The organism is Streptomyces sp. NPDC042102 (genome assembly GCF_055582305.1).
This window is the reverse complement of sequence record NZ_JBVJDL010000005.1, coordinates 86,535-102,856: the sequence shown is the minus strand read 5'-3', so window position 1 is coordinate 102,856 and position 16,322 is coordinate 86,535. Positions and strand designations below refer to the sequence as shown.

General features: G+C 74.2%; 13 protein-coding genes. 8 read left to right on the top strand and 5 right to left on the bottom strand.

Annotated elements, in window-relative coordinates:
• Position 1: 1 nt before the first annotated feature.
• Positions 2 to 2,872: a phosphotransferase gene (locus ACZ6KO_RS22560; protein ID WP_469305806.1), complete on the bottom strand. Its 2,871-nt coding sequence runs from the start codon at positions 2,870 to 2,872 to the stop codon at positions 2 to 4.
• A 306-nt stretch (positions 2,873 to 3,178) separates the two neighbouring features.
• Here ACZ6KO_RS22560 and rpe point away from each other — a divergent pair, with 306 nt between their 5' ends.
• The 4 genes from rpe (at position 3,179) to ACZ6KO_RS22540 (ending at position 5,965) form a co-directional block, all read left to right on the top strand.
• Complete coding sequence (rpe, locus tag ACZ6KO_RS22555) at positions 3,179 to 3,865, top strand: ribulose-phosphate 3-epimerase (RefSeq protein WP_469305805.1); 687 nt, start codon at positions 3,179 to 3,181, stop codon at positions 3,863 to 3,865.
• Between the two features lie 143 nt (positions 3,866 to 4,008).
• Positions 4,009 to 5,022, top strand: coding sequence for a sugar-binding transcriptional regulator (locus ACZ6KO_RS22550; RefSeq protein WP_401449624.1), 1,014 nt, complete (start codon positions 4,009 to 4,011; stop codon positions 5,020 to 5,022).
• A 92-nt stretch (positions 5,023 to 5,114) separates the two neighbouring features.
• Positions 5,115 to 5,576, top strand: coding sequence for a guanyl-specific ribonuclease (locus tag ACZ6KO_RS22545; protein WP_469305804.1), 462 nt, complete (start codon positions 5,115 to 5,117; stop codon positions 5,574 to 5,576).
• Positions 5,573 to 5,965: a barstar family protein gene (locus tag ACZ6KO_RS22540; protein ID WP_469305803.1), complete on the top strand. Its 393-nt coding sequence runs from the start codon at positions 5,573 to 5,575 to the stop codon at positions 5,963 to 5,965. The genes ACZ6KO_RS22545 and ACZ6KO_RS22540 overlap by 4 nt, the downstream gene beginning before the upstream one ends.
• Positions 5,966 to 6,050: 85 nt before the next feature.
• Here ACZ6KO_RS22540 and ACZ6KO_RS22535 read toward each other — a convergent pair whose 3' ends face one another.
• From ACZ6KO_RS22535 to ACZ6KO_RS22525, 3 genes are all read right to left on the bottom strand, one after another.
• A complete protein-coding gene (locus ACZ6KO_RS22535) occupies positions 6,051 to 6,527 on the bottom strand; it encodes a group II truncated hemoglobin (RefSeq protein WP_469305802.1) in 477 nt (158 codons plus the stop codon).
• Between the two features lie 2 nt (positions 6,528 to 6,529).
• The gene (locus ACZ6KO_RS22530; protein WP_469305801.1) at positions 6,530 to 6,862 is read right to left on the bottom strand and encodes a putative quinol monooxygenase; all 333 of its coding nucleotides are present in this window, start codon (positions 6,860 to 6,862) and stop codon (positions 6,530 to 6,532) included.
• An 80-nt stretch (positions 6,863 to 6,942) separates the two neighbouring features.
• On the bottom strand, positions 6,943 to 7,536 hold the full coding sequence (locus ACZ6KO_RS22525; protein WP_469305800.1) for a hypothetical protein: 594 nt from the start codon (positions 7,534 to 7,536) through the stop codon (positions 6,943 to 6,945).
• 181 nt (positions 7,537 to 7,717) lie between these two features.
• Here ACZ6KO_RS22525 and ACZ6KO_RS22520 point away from each other — a divergent pair, with 181 nt between their 5' ends.
• The 4 genes from ACZ6KO_RS22520 (at position 7,718) to ACZ6KO_RS22505 (ending at position 12,490) form a co-directional block, all read left to right on the top strand.
• Positions 7,718 to 7,942, top strand: a complete 225-nt coding sequence (locus ACZ6KO_RS22520; protein WP_469305799.1) for a hypothetical protein — start codon at positions 7,718 to 7,720, stop codon at positions 7,940 to 7,942.
• 403 nt (positions 7,943 to 8,345) lie between these two features.
• Complete coding sequence (locus tag ACZ6KO_RS22515; RefSeq protein ID WP_469305798.1) at positions 8,346 to 9,623, top strand: IS701 family transposase; 1,278 nt, start codon at positions 8,346 to 8,348, stop codon at positions 9,621 to 9,623.
• Positions 9,624 to 9,824: 201 nt separating this feature from the next.
• Positions 9,825 to 11,267, top strand: coding sequence for a GuaB1 family IMP dehydrogenase-related protein (locus ACZ6KO_RS22510; RefSeq protein ID WP_469305797.1), 1,443 nt, complete (start codon positions 9,825 to 9,827; stop codon positions 11,265 to 11,267).
• A gap of 623 nt (positions 11,268 to 11,890) precedes the next feature.
• Positions 11,891 to 12,490 carry a sigma-70 family RNA polymerase sigma factor gene (locus tag ACZ6KO_RS22505; protein ID WP_469305796.1) on the top strand — a complete coding sequence of 200 codons (600 nt, stop codon included), beginning with the start codon at positions 11,891 to 11,893 and terminating at the stop codon, positions 12,488 to 12,490.
• On the opposite strand, the gene ACZ6KO_RS22500 is transcribed toward ACZ6KO_RS22505, so the two are convergent.
• Entirely contained in the window at positions 12,403 to 16,302 is a 3,900-nt protein-coding gene (locus ACZ6KO_RS22500) for a helix-turn-helix transcriptional regulator (protein ID WP_469305795.1), read from the bottom strand. The genes ACZ6KO_RS22505 and ACZ6KO_RS22500 overlap by 88 nt on opposite strands.
• Between the last annotated feature and the right edge of the window lie 20 nt (positions 16,303 to 16,322).

The window sequence follows — 16,322 nt, the reverse complement described above, 5'->3', positions numbered from 1 at the left end:
GTCATGAGCCTTCCGTGACGAGGGCGCTCCAACGGTGCCAGAGGGCGGACGTCACCACCGTACTCAGCGTGAGCGCGAACTGGCGCTGGGATACCTCCATCGTCGAGTAGCGCACCATCGGGATCAGCGCGCCGGCGAGCGCCAGGTGGTACTCCGCCACGTCGATCGGCCAGTGGCCCTGCCCGCAGCCGACCGCCACCTCCCGGATCTTGCGGGTGGCGTCGAGGACGAGCCGCTCGTTCTTGCTCAGCTCCCCCTCCTTGGGCACCTGCGGCAGCAGGTCCGGGGCCTCGGGCGGCGCGGGCTCGGTCCGCGCGAGGGGCTCGGCGACCCAGGACGCGACCCGGGCCGCGGCGGCCGCGTCCCAGGTGAACACCTGGCACAGCAGGCTCGCCTCCAGCCGGGCGAAGTCCTTGCACACGTGGCCGTAGTGCGCGCTCTCGAAGTCGATGAGCACCGGCTTGGGCAGTTCGCCGCCCAGGGTGCACAGCACGTTGTCCAGGTGCAGGTCACCGTGGGACAGCGCCAGGGTGGTGTCGAAGTCGAGCAGGCCGATCCGGAAGGAGTTGATGATGTCCTCGAAGGCGCCGCCGCCGCGCTCGGCCAGTTCGGAGGCGAACCACAGCGGATTGACCGTCTCGACCCCGGGCAGGCACCGCATGGCCTCCTTCAGGCCGGGCGCCGACGGGGCCCAGGTGGCCTTCCGCTCGCCGGAGCCGAGCGCCATGCCGAGCGCGGCGCGTACGTCGTCGTTGGCCAGCGCGGCCAGTTCCGTCTCGGCCCAGCTGGACGGCGACTGCTTGTTCGGCGCGGGGGCCGGGCGGAAGACGGGGTACTCGGCGCGCAGGTCGATGCGGTCGCGGCGGCTGTGGGCGAGCCAGGGCCGCATGTTGGTCAGCAGCAGCCGGTCGATGACCTTGACGGCGCGTTCGGGGGAGGCGGTCCGGATCCAGCCGCTGAGCGTGTGCGGTACCTCGCCCTCCTCGAACGCGTACGCCGTCTCGATGGCGCGCATCGGTTCGCCGTTGTCGCCGAGGTACATCTCCATCGCGTGCGATTCGCACTTGCTGGGACGGTTGTTCGGGTGGAGCCGCTCCGCGTACTCCGTGAAGTTGCGCACCTCCCGCAGGACCTTGTCGCGCTGGTCGACCTTGAGGACGGACTGCGGGCCGTAGCGGTTGGTGAGCAGGTACGTGGGCATCCGGCGGCCCTCGAAGAGCTTGCCGTGCACGGTGACGACCTGGCCGGGGGACAGGCCCTGGGCGACCGCCGCCTGCAGGACGGGGGAGGGGATCCGCAGCCGGCCGGCGCTGTCGCTGGTGATGGCGGTGGAGCGGAAGTCGGCCGTCTTCTCGTACGCCCAGGGGTTGTTCGCGATACGGACCTTGCCGGCCGCTGCCATCAGCGCGCTCACGTCGCGCGTCCAGGCCTCCCGGTCGGTGTCCCTGAGCGGGTCGGTGGAGCGGTCGAAGATCGTGTCGATGAGCCAGTGCGCGCAGGTCTCGTCCCAGCCGGCGACGGAGGCCAGCGCGAAGCAGGCGCCGTTGCGCGCGCCGGCGCTCTGCCAGTGCCGCAGCAGGATCTCGGGCCAGGTGTGGCGCGGGGCGGGGGAGAGCCGGCCGTCGTAGCCGCGGACGTTCACGCGCGGATCGCGGTCGCTGTCCTGGGGCAGGACCGGGTTGGGGCCGGACTGGCTCAGCCAGGTACCGACGGATTCGAGGGCGAACTCCCGCAGCTTGGCGTACTGGTCGAGGAAGACCGGCGGGACCTCGTGGGCGACGCGGACCTGGATCTCCACGCAGTCGAGGATGAGGTCGCGGGCCGAGTCCAGGTACTTCAGGTCGCTGTTGATGAAGGAGCGCAGGTAGCCGACGAGGTCGTTGAGGACCTGGGGCCGGTTGGTGGGGAAGCCGTTGGGCATCCGCCACATCCAGTGGTTGGCGGTGGCCGAGACCAGCCAGCGCCGGCGGCGCTCCTCCAGGGCCTTCATCCGGCCGGCGGCGCCCCGCATGTCCTGGGCGAAGTTGTGCAGCTCCTGGCGCTCGGAGGGCAGCCCCCGCGGCAGCAGCTCCGCCACCGCCCGCACGTCCTCGCGGTAGAGCTTGCCCAGTTCCCGGCCGAAGCCGCCGTGCTTGCCGCTGACCTCGTTGAAGTAGGTGAAGAGGGCCTTGCTGCGCTCCTCCATCGGTGCCCGTTCGGAGGTCCAGCGCGCCGACAGCCGGCGCACCAGGTCCTCGGTGGACTCCGGGGCGCTGTCGTCCGGAGCGGCGACGGGGACGCGGATGACGAGCTCGGCGACCTCCTCGCTCCCGTCGGCGCCGAGCGGGCCGGCTGAGCCGGGGCCCGTGGTGTCGGGGCCGGCGGGGGCGAGGCCGGGGGCGTCGAGGCCGGTGGGCCCGGTGGGCCCGGCCGCGCCGGCGGGTGCGTCCACCGGGTCGTCCAGGACGAGGATCTCGGTGAGGTCCCAGATGGGACCCACCAACTGCGGGGGCAGCTCCCGCAAGAAGGTGCCTCCGTTGGTGAGCAGGTGGTACTGGCCGAACTTCAGGGCCTTCTCGAACTTCTCGTGGTCCTGGACGGTGGCGCCGTCGCCGGCGCCGGACAGGATCAGCTGCGCGACCTGGAGCACCAGGACGGCCTCCTTCACCCGGTCCGTCGCCGCCAGCTCCACCGCCATGCCGTTGAGGCCGACGCCCAGCAGGTAGCGGCCGTGTTCGTCGTGGCCGTCCTTCAGGTGGATCTCGTAGGCGCGGGCCAGATTCCGGGCGGCCTGCCGGACGCCCGCCGAACAGGACTGCGCGCTCGGGTACCTCGCCCCCTCGGGGAACGGGAACATCGCGCGGGACCAGGCGAGATGTAAAGAAATGTCCAACTCGCCGTACCTCCATGACCGTTGTGACGTGGATCTCAGGAGGGGCAACGCTAGTGCCGGACCGGTCGCGGAGTGACGGGTTCACGCCATGAGCCCCCCGGCGCACCAGGCGCACGGGTCGTATCGCGGGGGCGCGCAGGGGGCGTACGGCCGCAGTCGCGCACCCGGCCGCCCCGCCGGGATCCATGCATTAGCGCGACTGAATGGTCGACGTTGCTCGATTCATCATTGCTACGATGTCACCGTTCGGTTCCGGACACCCGGGGTCTGGTCGGGAACCGGCTCGGGGCATGGCACGCTTGGGGCATGGCCGTTCAGATCAATCCCAGCATCCTGTCCGCGGATTTCGCGCGACTCGCCGACGAGGCGAAGGCAGTCGAGGGCGCCGACTGGCTGCACGTCGACGTCATGGACAACCACTTCGTCCCGAACCTCACGCTCGGCATGCCGATCGTGGAGTCGCTCAGCCGCGCCACGGACATCCCGCTGGACCTGCATCTGATGATCGCGGACCCGGACCGCTGGGCCCCGCAGTACGTGGAGGCGGGCGCCGGCTCGGTCACCTTCCACGCCGAGGCCGCGGGCGCGCCCGTACGGCTGGCGCGCGAGATCCGCGCCATGGGGGCCCGGGCGTCCATGGCCCTCAAGCCCGCCACGCCGATCGAGCAGTACGAGGACATCCTCCCCGAGCTCGACATGCTGCTCATCATGACCGTGGAACCCGGCTTCGGCGGCCAGCCGTTCCTGGACGTGATGCTGCCCAAGATCCGCCGCACCCGCGAGCTGATCTCCAAGCACGGACTGGAGCTGTGGCTCCAGGTCGACGGCGGGGTCTCGGCCTCGACGATCGAGCGCTGCGCCGAGGCCGGTGCCGACGTCTTCGTCGCCGGCAGCGCGGTCTACGGGGCGGTCGACCCGGCCGCCGCGGTGCGCACGCTGCGCGAGCAGGCGGGCGCGGCGATCGCCGCCGCACCGTGGGCCTGCGACCACTGAGGCGCAGGAGGCGCCCTTGCGCGAAACCTCGGTGAACAGCTCGGAGAACGGACCTGTCCGGGCTGATCAACGGCCGCCGGATCTGACAGGATGAACGGCGAGTCGAGAGTGTGAACAGCAGTGAGGAGAACGCGGTGTCTGCAATGTCGGCGGGACGGTCAGCCCTGCGGATGGGACCCGCGGAGCTGGTGCAGGCGGCGGCCATGGCCCGCCGCTTCTACCTCGAGGGCAAGTCCAAGATCCAGATCGCCGAGGAGTTCGGCGTGAGCCGCTTCAAGGTGGCCCGGGTCCTGGAGACCGCGCTCGAGCGGGATCTCGTACGCATCGAGATCCGGGTGCCGGCCGAGCTCGACGCGGAGCGTTCCGACGCGCTGCGCGCCCGGTACGGGCTGCGCCACGCGGTCGTCGTGGAGTCCCCGGCCGACGCGACCGATGACGCGCCGGACCCGGAGAACCTCGGCGCGGTCGCCGCGGACCTGCTGGGCGAGCTGGTCAACGAGGGCGATGTGCTGGGCCTGGCGTGGGGCCGGTCGACCATCCACATGGCCGCCGCCCTGCACCGGCTGCCGCCGTGCACGGTGGTCCAGCTGACCGGCGTCTACGACGCGGGGACGGCGGAGCGCGGGTCGGTGGAGGCCGTACGCCGCGCCGCGCAGGTCTCGGGCGGCGACGCGCACCCGATCTACGCCCCGATGCTGCTGCCGGACCCGGCGACGGCCGCGGCGCTGCGCAGCCAGACGGGGATCGCGCGGGCCTTCGAGTACTTCGACAAGGTCACCGTCGCGGCGGTCTCGATCGGCTCCTGGGAACCGGGCATCTCCACCGTGCACGACATGCTGACCGACGAGGAGCGCGGCCACTACGCCTCGCTGGGCGTCGCCGCCGAGATGTCCGCGCACCTCTTCGACGCGCAGGGCCGCCGGGTCGGCCGGGACCTCGGCGAGCGCTGCATCACGGTCGAGGCGGACCGGCTGCGCCGGATCCCCGAGGTCGTGGCGATCGCGGGCGGGCTGCGCAAGGCGTCGGCGATCGGCGCGGTGCTGCGGTCGGGCCTGGTGACGAGCCTGGTGACGGACACCGCGGCGGCGGACTACCTGCTGACCGAGTCCGAGCCGGGCCTGCGGCCGGCGCTGGAGCGGGCCGACCCCGACGAGTAGCCGCCGGCGCGCCGGACCGCGCGCCCGGTTTGTATGGTCTGTCCGGGTAAGGGTGATTCGCGTACCGGGTTGATGTTTGGCACGATCGGCGCATGATCGTGCGGAGCGTGCCCCGGTTCGTGTCGCGTGTGCTGGGCGCGCTGTTCCTGTGTGCCGCCCTGGTGGGCGTCGCGGGGTGCGGCGCCGGCGGCGGGCAGCCGGCCGCCACGGTCCCGACAACCGCCGCGACCGCCGCTGCCTCCGCACCCGCCGCCGCCACGCCCGGCTGGGCCGCGGGGATGGCCACCGTGCGGGAGGCGCAGCTGCCGCCGCAGGCCCGGGACACGCTGGCGCTCATCGACAAGGGCGGGCCGTACCCGTACCGGCAGGACGGGACGGTGTTCGGCAACTTCGAGAAGGCGCTGCCGCGGCAGCAGCGCGGCTACTACCACGAGTTCACCGTGAAGACCCCGGGATCGCGCGACCGGGGGGCGCGGCGGATCGTGACCGGGTCGGGCGGGGAGTTCTACTACACGGACGACCACTACAAGACCTTCGAGGCGGTTCTGCGATGACCCTGGACCCGCAGCCGCTCGCCCCGGCCCTGGCGGCCGCCGAGGAGGCGGGCTGGACGACGGTGCGGCTGGACCTGGACGGCGTACGGAGCAAGGCGGAGCTGATGACGCGGTGCGCGGCGGCGCTGCGGCTGCCGCCGTGGTTCGGGCGGAACTGGGACGCGCTGGCGGACTGCCTGATCGACCTGTCCTGGCTGCCGGCGGCCCAGGGCCGGCTGATCGCGGTGACCGCGTGGCGCGGATACGCGCGGGCGCGGCCGGCGGACTGGGAGACCTTCGAGGAGATCCTTGAGGAGGCGGTGGAGTTCTGGCGCGAGCAGGAGGACGGCGGCCCGCTGGAGGTGCTGCTCGCCGACCCCCCGCGCCGCCGCCCGGACACCACCCCGTAGGCGTCGTACGGCGCCGCGGCGCACGTGGGCGCGCCGGCGCCGGACGGGCCGCGCGGGCGGCCCGTCCGGCGGGGCGGGCGGGGTGTCAGTCCGCCTTCGGGATCCAGGGCGGGGTCTGGCCCCAGGACCACACGGGGACATCGGCCGCGCCGACCGGCGGCGGATCCTCGCCCGAGTAGATCAGGGCCATGCGGGTGCCCCACTCGATGTAGTAGACGAAGACGGCGCGGAACTCCGGGTCCGTCGGGAGCCCGACCTCGTCCGCCGTGTCGAGCAGCAGGTCCACCCAGCGGCGGCGCTGCTCCTCGGTGATGCGGCGGCCCAGGTGCTGGCTGGCCATGTGCCGGTGGCCGCCGTGGTGGGCCGTGTAATCGGCCGGGCCGCCGAAGACCTCGCCGAGCCAGGCGGCCACGTGCCGGGGGTGTCCCGGGTCCATGCCCGCGAAGACCGGGGCCAGGACCGGGTCCGCCAGCGCGTGGCCGTAGAAGGCGTCGGTGAGGCGGTTCAGCGCCTCCGCGCCGCCCATCCACGCGTAGATGGTGGGAGTGGTGCCGTCGTTCATGATCAGCGGGAAGCCTTTCCGGTGCCGGCGATGCCGGTACCGAGGTAGTGCTGCATCTCCTCGATGGCCGTCACGTACGGACGGATCGCGCTGAAGAACGCCGGGAAGTGCTCGCCCTTGCGGAAGCCCTGCAGGTGGTCCTCGATCGAGGTCCAGCGGATCCGCAGGACGTAGCGCTCGCGCTCCTCCTCGCAGCGGGTCAGCTCGTAGTCGAGGCACTCCGGCGAGGCCGCGAGGGACTCGGCGGCCCGCCGGTACGCCTCCTCGAAGGCCTGCTGGTCGTCTAACGCGATCCGGTAGCGGATGTACTCGACGGTCGTCGCGCTGGTGGTCATGGTCTTTGTACCTTTCCCTGGAGACGGGGCGTTCGCGGCTACCCTTTCCGCGCACCGCCCGTGGACGCACCCGAATTCCCTTACTCTGCCCCGGACTTCGTGGAGTCGGGGCCGGGTTCCGGCGACGGGCCCGGATCCGTCGGCTCGGCGCCAGCGCTGGTGCCGGTGCCGGTGCCGGTGCCGGTGCCGGTGCCGGTGTCGGCCAGGTCCGGGCCCTGGGCGCGCACCTGCTGGACCTGTTCCAGTGAGGAGCGCAGGTCGGCCAGCCAGGTGTCGGCGTTCTGCGACACCAGGCGGACGCACCAGGCCAGGGCGTCGGCCCGGCTGCGCGCGACGCCGCCCGCGACCAGGGTGTCGAGGACCTGGCGCTCGGACTGGCGCAGCCGGGTCATGACCGGCACGGCGAGGTGCGTGAAGAGGGTGCGCCCGCCCTCGTTCTGCACGCCCCACGCGACCTTGCGGCGGTAGAGGCCCTCGGCCTCGCGCGCCACCTCGATGCGCTGCTCGCGGGTGCGTTCCCGGAACTCCTCGGCGGACTCGGCCGCGGGGATCCGGCCGACGACGGTGATCTCCTCGCGGTCGACCACCACCTCGACCAGTTCCTCGTAGACGTCCACCGGCAGGCGTTCGGCGAACCAGCCGCGGAGCTGCTCACGCTGTTCGGCTGTAATCATGTAATCAACGTTGCATCCGTGCACCCCTTGATCGCAAGGGGTGCACCGCCCCTGCTCACCGAGGGCGGTCACGTCGCCACGGCCGCCGCGCGCGGCGGGTCCCCGCATCTCCCCGCTCGTCGCGGCCGCCCGGGATTGCGCCAATCTCGACCGGGCGCCCGAGCAGCGCTCCGCCAGGGTCGTGGAGATCGCCGACACCTACGGCATCGCCGAGCTGCACCCGGTGTTCGTCCGCCGGATGGCCGCCCTCGCCGCGCTCGTCGAGCTCCAGGAGTACATCGAGACCGAGGACACGACCTTCTACCGGGCCGTCATGAACCTGGGCGGCCGGCCGGAGCACGCGTTCGGGACACGCGTCGTCCGCGATGGCCGGATCTGGCGCCGGACCGCGGGATTCGGCGGCTGACGGCCCGTATCTGGGTAGCGTGTGCGGGGAGGGCGGGCAGAGCCCGCGCCCTCCCCGCCGCGCCGGAACCGGCGCGTCCGGCCCTCAGTCGAACACTGGGCGGTAACCCCGAGGCGAAGGGGAGGTCATGGGATCGGAAACCGGCCGGACAGAGGCTTTCGGCGACGGCGTCTTCGCCATCGTGATCACCTTTCTCGTGCCGGAGATCAAGACTCGTCGCACACTTCCTGATCGCCCTCTCCTACGCCTACGCCTACGCCGCGAACCGGATACCGATCCCCCTCGTGATGGAGGAAGAGGGCTCGAGACCGCCGGCGACCTCAGGAAGCAGCCGCCGGGACCTACGGCCGTTCCGGCCGCTCAAGCAGGGTATGGGATCTAGCTGGTCGCGGGGGAGGCGCAGATGACTCGCGTAGTCCTGCCGGAGGAATCCGCCAAGGAAATCTCCGAATTGATCGACGTACTGATGTCCCTGTTCTTCGAGTCCTTACCCCGGCGGGACCAGCGAAACTGGGCCCGCGTATACCTCAACGGCCTCGTGCACACCGCGGGGAAGAAGACCATCCGCAACATCGCCGGAACCGGGGCCAGTTCCGTCGAGCAGAGCCTCCAGCAGTTCATCAGCAAATCCCCCTGGGACTGGACCCCCGTCCGCCGCTCCCTCGCCCAGCACCTCGAACGCACCGCCCAGCGCCCCCTGGCCTGGGTCGTCCAGCCCATGGTCATCGAGAAGGCCGGCGACCGCTCCGTCGGCGTCGGCCGCCAGTTCGTACCCCAGCTCGGCCGCACCGCCAACTGCCAGCAGGCCGGCGGGATCTGGCTCGCCTCCAGCGAGGCCAGCTTCCCCGTCGAATGGACGCTGACCCTCCCCGGGCCCTGGACCAGCGAACTCCTGCGCCGCCGGCGGGCCGGCATCCCCGACACCGTCCGCTCCCTGACCCCCGCCCAGGACGCCGTGCACGCCGTCCTGCGGATGGCCGCCGGCTGGCGGCTCCAGCGCCGGCCCGTGGTGATGGAGGCCGGCAACACCGACCTCCCCGCCTGCGTCGAATCCCTCTCCCTCCAGGAGATCCCCTTCGTCCTCAAGGTCGACGGCTCCCTGCCCGTCGCCTTCGGCGGGGCCGGCCGCCACAAGCCCGGCCCCCACACCGCGCCCGCCCGCGAACTGATCGACTCGCTGCGCTCCCAGCGCCGCGCCGTCGAATGGACCCGGCACGGGCGCGGCGAGGACGCCGTCACCCTGCTGACCGCCGCCCCCATCCTCGCCACCCCCTGCGAGGAGCGCCCCGACCGGGCCCCGCTCACCCCGCTGCTCCTGGTCGGCGCCTGGACGGAGGCCGCCGTGCTGCCCTCCGAGTTCTGGGTCACCAACATCGGCGACCGGCCGCTCGCCCAGCTCTTCCTGCTCGCCAAGCTCACCGACCGGGTCGCGCTGGACTTCACCGAAGTGTGCGAACCGGCCGGCATCCGCGACTTCGAGGGCCGTTCCTTCCGCGGCTGGCACCACCACGTCACCCTCGCCAGCGTCGCCCACGCCGCCACCCTGCTCGGCGCCCGCGGCCGCGGCGTACCCCACCCGTACGGAGCGGCCGCCCGGCCCACCCCCGCCCGGCCCGCCCCCGTCCTGCCGCCCCGGCCGCTCGTACCCGGCCAGAGCACCCGCCGCGCCGCCATCCGCTGATCCTCGACATCGCGCCGGCCGCAGGGCCGTCCGGCGTACGCGACGTCGACCAAGGTCATGGAGGAAAGGACCATCCGGGCCGATCTGTCCTGGACGATCGTCCCGGGCTGTGTAAACGCCCGGGCATGGGAGAATGAAGTACGTGCGTTTTCCTCGGCTGCCCTGTCCGAGGGTCACCATCGATCGACTGGGATTTAGCACGTGCGTTTCCTCAATGACCTGAAGCCGCCGTACGACCTGACGTACGACGACGTATTCATGGTGCCGAGCCGCTCGGCGGTGGGTTCCCGCCAGGGCGTCGACCTCTCCTCCCCCGACGGGACGGGGACCACCATCCCGCTCGTCGTCGCGAACATGACCGCGATCGCGGGCCGCCGGATGGCCGAGACAGTCGCCCGCCGCGGCGGCATCGTCGTCATCCCGCAGGACATCCCGATCGAGGTCGTCACCGACGTCATCGCCTGGGTGAAGTCCCGCCACCGCGTGCTCGACACGCCGATCACGCTGGCGCCCACCCAGACCGTCGCCGACGCGCTGTCCCTGCTGCCCAAGCGGGCCCACGGCGCCGGCGTCGTCGTCGACGCCGACAACCGCCCGATCGGCGTGATCACCGACCACGACCTGACCGGTGTCGACCGCTTCACCCAGCTCTCCGAGGTCATGTCGAAGGAGCTGCTGCTCATCGACGCCGACATCGACCCGCGCGAGGCCTTCATCCAGCTCGACGCCGGCCACCGCAAGCTGGCCCCGGCCGTCGACAAGGACGGCAGGCTCGTCGGCATCCTGACCCGCAAGGGCGCGCTGCGCGCGACCCTGTACAGCCCGGCGGTCGACGCGGACGGCAAGCTGCGCATCGCCGCCGCCGTCGGCATCAACGGCGACTTCGTGGGCAAGGCCAAGCAGCTGCTCGACGCGGGCGTGGACACGCTCGTCATCGACACCGCGCACGGCCACCAGGAGTCGATGATCAGCGCGATCAAGGCCGTGCGGGCACTCGACCCGAAGGTCCCGCTCGTGGCGGGCAACATCGTCGCCGCCGAGGGCGTCAAGGACCTCATCGACGCCGGCGCGGACATCATCAAGGTCGGTGTGGGCCCCGGCGCCATGTGCACCACCCGCATGATGACCGGCGTGGGCCGCCCGCAGTTCTCCGCGGTGCTGGAGTGCGCGGCCGAGGCCAAGAAGTACGGCAAGCACGTCTGGGCCGACGGCGGTGTCCGCCACCCGCGCGACGTTGCGATGGCGCTGGCCGCCGGCGCGTCGAACGTGATGATCGGCTCCTGGTTCGCCGGGACCTACGAGTCCCCGGGCGACCTCCAGCAGACCGCCGACGGCCGTCTGTACAAGGAGTCCTTCGGCATGGCCTCGGCGCGTGCCGTGCGCAACCGCACGTCGGACGAGTCGGCGTACGACCGCGCCCGCAAGGCGCTGTTCGAGGAGGGCATCTCCACCTCGCGCATGTTCCTGGACCCGCAGCGTCCGGGCGTCGAGGACCTGATCGACTCGATCATCGCCGGTGTCCGTTCCTCCTGCACCTATGCCGGTGCGGGCTCGCTGGCCGAGTTCGAGGAGCGGGCCGTCGTCGGCATCCAGAGCGCGGCGGGCTACGCCGAGGGCAAGCCGCTGCACGCCAGCTGGTCCTGACCCCGTCCGGCCCGCCGTCCGAGCGAGCCGACCCCGCACCGAAGCGGCCCGGGCCATACGGCCCGGGCCGCTTCCCGCACCTGCGGCTCCGCCCGCGGCGCGCTGGCCGGCGCTGCGCCCGGTATCCCATGGCCCGGGCCGTTTCCCGCGCCGGCGGCCCGGCCCGCGGCACCCTCGCCAGCGTTGCGCCCGGCGGCCCCGGTGCCTCGCGGCCCGGGCTGCTTCCTGCACCTGCGGCTCGGCCCGTGGCGCGCTGGCTGGCGTCGTGCCCGGCGGCCCCGGTGCCTCGCGGCCCGGGGAGGGGCTCCACCCGTCGGGCCGGGCAGCCCCGGCCCCGCCGGCGTTCGCGGCGCGGGAGCGGGGCACAGCCCGCGCGGCCCCCGGCGCCGGTTGGGCCGTGGCTCCGGTCGGCCCAGCCGTGGCCGTGGCCGTGGTCGCCCGGTCGGCCCGGTCCCGTCGGGAGGCTGCGGCGGGCGGCCGACGGCGACCGTCCGACCGTTCGTCGTACCGTTCGGCCGCCGGTCGCCGACGGCCAGTTATCCGCCTGCTGGCGGATAACTCCGCGCGTTCCCTCGGCCACGCTCTGGTCAACGGCACCCCACGGCCAGCGAAGGAGCGATCCGGTGACCACCACCCTGACGCGCCGCACCGACGAGCGGGCCCTCGCCCGGCTCCAGAGGGAACACGGCAAGGCCCTCTACGGCTTCCTGCTCGGCCTCACCTACGGCGACCGCCAGCGCGCCGAGGACCTCGTCCAGGAGACCCTCGTACGGGCCTGGAAGCATCCCGAGGCCCTGGAGAGCGATCACGCCTCCATGCGCCCCTGGTTATGGACCGTGGGCCGGCGCCTGGCCATCGACGCCCGACGGGCCCGCCTGGTCCGTCCCGCCGAGGTCACCCCCGAGGCCCTGGAACAGGCGCCGCCCGCCGAGGACGGCATGGACCAGGCGGTCGCCGCCCTCGACGTCCGCGAGGCCCTGCGCTCGCTCAGCCGTGAACACCGCGCCGTCCTCGTCGAGATCTACTTCCGCGGTGCCTCCGTCGGTGAGGCGGCCCGCACGCTCGGCATACCGCCGGGCACGGTCAAGTCCCGTACGTACTACGCCCTGCGCGCGCTGCGGGGCCGTATGCACGGCTACGGCCACGGCGGCCCCGCGCCGGGCTCCGCGCCGGGCTCCGTGGCGGTCCGGGCCCGCGTCCCCGCCCCGCCGCGGGCCGCCTGAGCGGCCACCTGCGCGCGCGAGCGGACCTGCAACTTGCCCAGGATGTGCGACACATGGGTCTGTACCGTCCGCCGCGACAGGAACAGGGCCGTGGCGATCTCCGGGTTCGTACGGCCCTCGGCGACCAGCAGCGCCACCTTCAGTTCGGCCGGAGTGAGCGCGTCCCAGCCGTTGGCGACCCGGCGCCGGGCGCTGCGGCTGCCCCGCCGCACCCCCAGCCGCCGCAGCCGCGCCTCCGCCCGCACGATGTCCCAGGACGCGCCCCGCTCCCCGTACCCGGCCACCGCGCGCGCCAGCGCTCCCCGGGCCCCGGCCAGGTCGCCCCGCCAGGCCAGGGCGACCGCCAGGTCCTCCAGGAGCTGCCCGTGCCGCAGCGGACGCGCCCCACCCTCGGCGCGCGCCACCGCCCGCGCCAGCAGGGCCGGGTCCTGCGTGAACAGGCCGCGCGAACGCAGCGCCGCCGTGGCCGGATCCGGGCACTCCGGGCAGTCCGCGGCCGCGGCGTGGCACGCGGCCACCGCGGCCCGCGCCGCCTGCGTGTCCCCGGCCTCCAGCGCCAGCCGGACGATCTCCGACAGCAGCCAGTGCCGGTCGGCGGCGGCCGCCTCCGCGTGGGCGCCCGTGAGTGACGGCAGCAGCTCCCGCAGGGCCTGCCCCGGATCGCCGTCCCGCTCGGCCAGCTGCGCGCGGGCCAGCAGGACGTACGCGGAGTACCGGCAGGCGTTGGGCACCGCGAAGGGGTCCGCGGGCAGCTGGGCCAGCTCCGCCCCGGCCGCCGCCCGCTCGTCGCGGTGGCCCAGGATCAGCGCGCGCACCCCGTGCGCCACCACCGGCAGCCAGGGCTCCGACGTGGGTCCGGCCGCGGCGCGGGCGCCCGCCTCCAGCGCCGTGTCCCACTGGCCGTAGCGGTAGTGGAACTCCGCGATCCGCGCCTCGGTACCGGCGATCCGGCCCGTGGAACGGATCCGCCGGGCCAGCTCACCGGCCTCCTCCAGGGCCGCGGCCACGCCCTGCGGCTCGTCGAGCCTGGTGTGGCCCTCGGCCTGGTTGGACAGCAGCAGCAGCCGGATGTCGTTGGCCCTCGGGCTCTGCCGGGCGCAGTCGACGCCCTCGGTGATGTGCCGCAGCGACGCGGTCTGGCGGCCCAGGTGGAACAGCGCGTAGGCCATGGCGTGGTGGGCCTCCGCCCCGCACACCGGATCGCCCAGCGCCGTCGCGTCCGCGACCACCGTGCGCGCCAGGGCGTACGCCTGCGGCGCACGGCGCAGATCGGCCAGGGCCAGCACCCGGCAGGCCTCCAGACGTATCCGCAGGGCCGGGTCGGGGAACTCCTCCGCGAGGGCCTGCTCGGACACCGTCAGCGACTGCGCCATGTCACCTTGCACCATCAGCGCGGAGACCAGCTTGAAGGCCAGTCCCGCCCGCCTGCCCGGATCCTGTGCCCGCTCGCGCAGGCCCGCCAGCAGCGCCACCGACTCGGGCCGCCGCAGCATCAGCGCCGCCTCGGCGAGGTGCTCCTCCAGCAGGGCCGGGCCACCCTGGGCGACGGCCCGCTCCAGCAGCTCGGCGGCCGGGCCCGGCGCGTCCGCGATCAGTTCCGGCGCGGACCGGGCCAGCCAGCGCACCGCCCACGGCTCCAACGGCCCGGCGCCCAGCAGCTGTTCCGCGGTCCGGGCCGGCCGCCCGTCCGCCTCGGCCAGGGCCCGCGCGGCCTCCTGGTGCAGCGCCGCCCGCAGCGCGCCGGGCACCTGCGCGTACAGGGCGTGCCGCAGCGCCGGGTGGCGGAAGCGCAGCACGCTGCCGTCGTCGTGCAGCAGCCCGGCGGCCAGGGGCTCCTCCAGTTCGGCCCACAACTCCCGGGCCGGCCGCGCCCGTACGACGACCAGCTCGCCCACCGTGAACTCCTCGCCCAGCAGAGCGGCGTGCCGCAGCGCCCCGTACGCGTCGGGGGAGAGGAACCCCAGCGCCCGCGTCAGCGAAGGGGGCGGCCCGGGCAACTCCGCAACCCCCACGGCAAGCTCGACGAACCCCCGGCCCACGAACCCGTCCGCGCCAGCCGCCCCGACGGCCCCGACCGCCCCGCGCCCTGCCGCCCCGGCGGTCCCTGCCGTTCCGGCTGTCCCGTGCTCCGCTGTCGCGGCGGTCCCGGCCGTTGCGGCCGTCCCGCGCCCGGCCGTTCCGGCTGTCCCGCGCACTGCCGTCGCGGCGGTCCCGGCTGTCCCCGCCGTCCCGGCCGCCCGGGGCGCTACCCCTGGAGCCCCGGCCGAGGCCGGTCGTCCCCGCGCGCCGGGCGCTGCGCCCCGGGCCGGTGCGGCCGCCGCGCTCGCGGCCGACCTACGTTCCGCCGCCGCGTCTCCGGCCCGCGTGTCGGCCGCCGTGCCCCCGGTCGGCCCGGCGGCCGCCATGCCTCCGGCAGGGCCGGTGGCAGCCTCGCTGCTTCCCGGCGCCGCGTCTGCGGTCCGTGTGCCGGGCGCTGTGTCCCGGGACCGTGCGTATGCCGTCGTGCCTCCGGCAGGCCCGGTGGCAGCCGCGCTGCTGCCCGATGCCCCGTCTTCGGCTCGCGTGCCAGCCCTCGTGCTTCCTGCACGCGGGTCGGCCGTCGTGCCTCCGGCGGGTCCGGCGGCGTCCGTCCTGCCTCCCGACGCCGCGTCTGCGGTCCGTGTGCCGGGCGTTGTGTCCCGGGCCCACGCGTATGCCGTCGTGCCTCCGGCCGGTCCGGCGGCAGCCGCCCTGCCTCCCGACGCCGCACCTCCGGCCCGGGCCCCTGCCGCCGTGCCCCCGGCCAGCCCGGCGCCGGGCGGGGTGGTGAGGGCGCCCGGGGGCAGGGTCAGGGCACCGTTCGCCGCCCAGTGCAGGGCCAGTTCGCGTAGGTAGCGCGGGTTGCCGCCGGCCTGGGCGGCCGCCTCGCGCAGGCGGGGGCCGGGTTCGGCCCCCAGGATCTGGCGCAGCATCTCCGCCGTCTGCTCCGGGTCCAGCGGCTCCAGGGCGAACGTCCGGCCGCCGAGTTCACCGAGCGCGTGGCACAGCCGCCCCACATCCGGGCGGCGGCTGTCCGCCCGCCGCGCCGCGGCCAGCAGCAGCGGCAGCCGCCCGGTCGCGCGCGCGAGCCGTTGCCAGAGCAGCAGCGTGGCCCGGTCGGCCAGGTGCAGGTCGTCCAGGATCAGCACCAGCGGCCGCTCGGCGCACCACTGCTCGACCTCGGTGACCAGGTGGTCCATGGCCGCCAGCAGCCCGCCCGGCCCGCCGCCGTCACCACCGTCACCGTCACCGTCACCGTCACCGTCGCTGTCACCGGTGCTGGTCCCGTCACCGCGGCCCGTCCAGGCCTCGGCAGCCGCACCGGCACCGGCACCGGCAGCGGCCGCACCCGCACCGGTAGCCGCACCCGCCTCGGCCGCCGTACCGGCAACGGCCCCGGCCGCCGTATCGGCCCCGGCCGCCGTACCGGCAACGGCCCCGGCAGCCGTATCGGCCCCGGCCGCCGTACCGGCAACGGCCCCGGCAGCCGTGCGGGCCCCGGCCAGGGCCAGCAGGGCCGTCGCCGCCCGCCGCCGCGCCGGCGGGCCGATCCCGTCCGGGTACAGGCAGTCCAGCGCGGCCCGTAGCGGCAGGCGCGTCGACAGGCCGTCCGCCGACCCCTGCCGCACCCGGCACCCCAGTGCGGCCGCCTCCGCCGCCAGCGCCCGCAGCACGGTCGACTTCCCGGCGCCCGGCTCCCCCTCGACGAGCAGACAGCCACCGCCGTCCCCGCTCGCCGTACCGCGCACCGTCTCGCGGAACGCGTCATGAAGCTGTTCACGCCCGACCCCCACGTCGGCGATCCCCTCAGCCA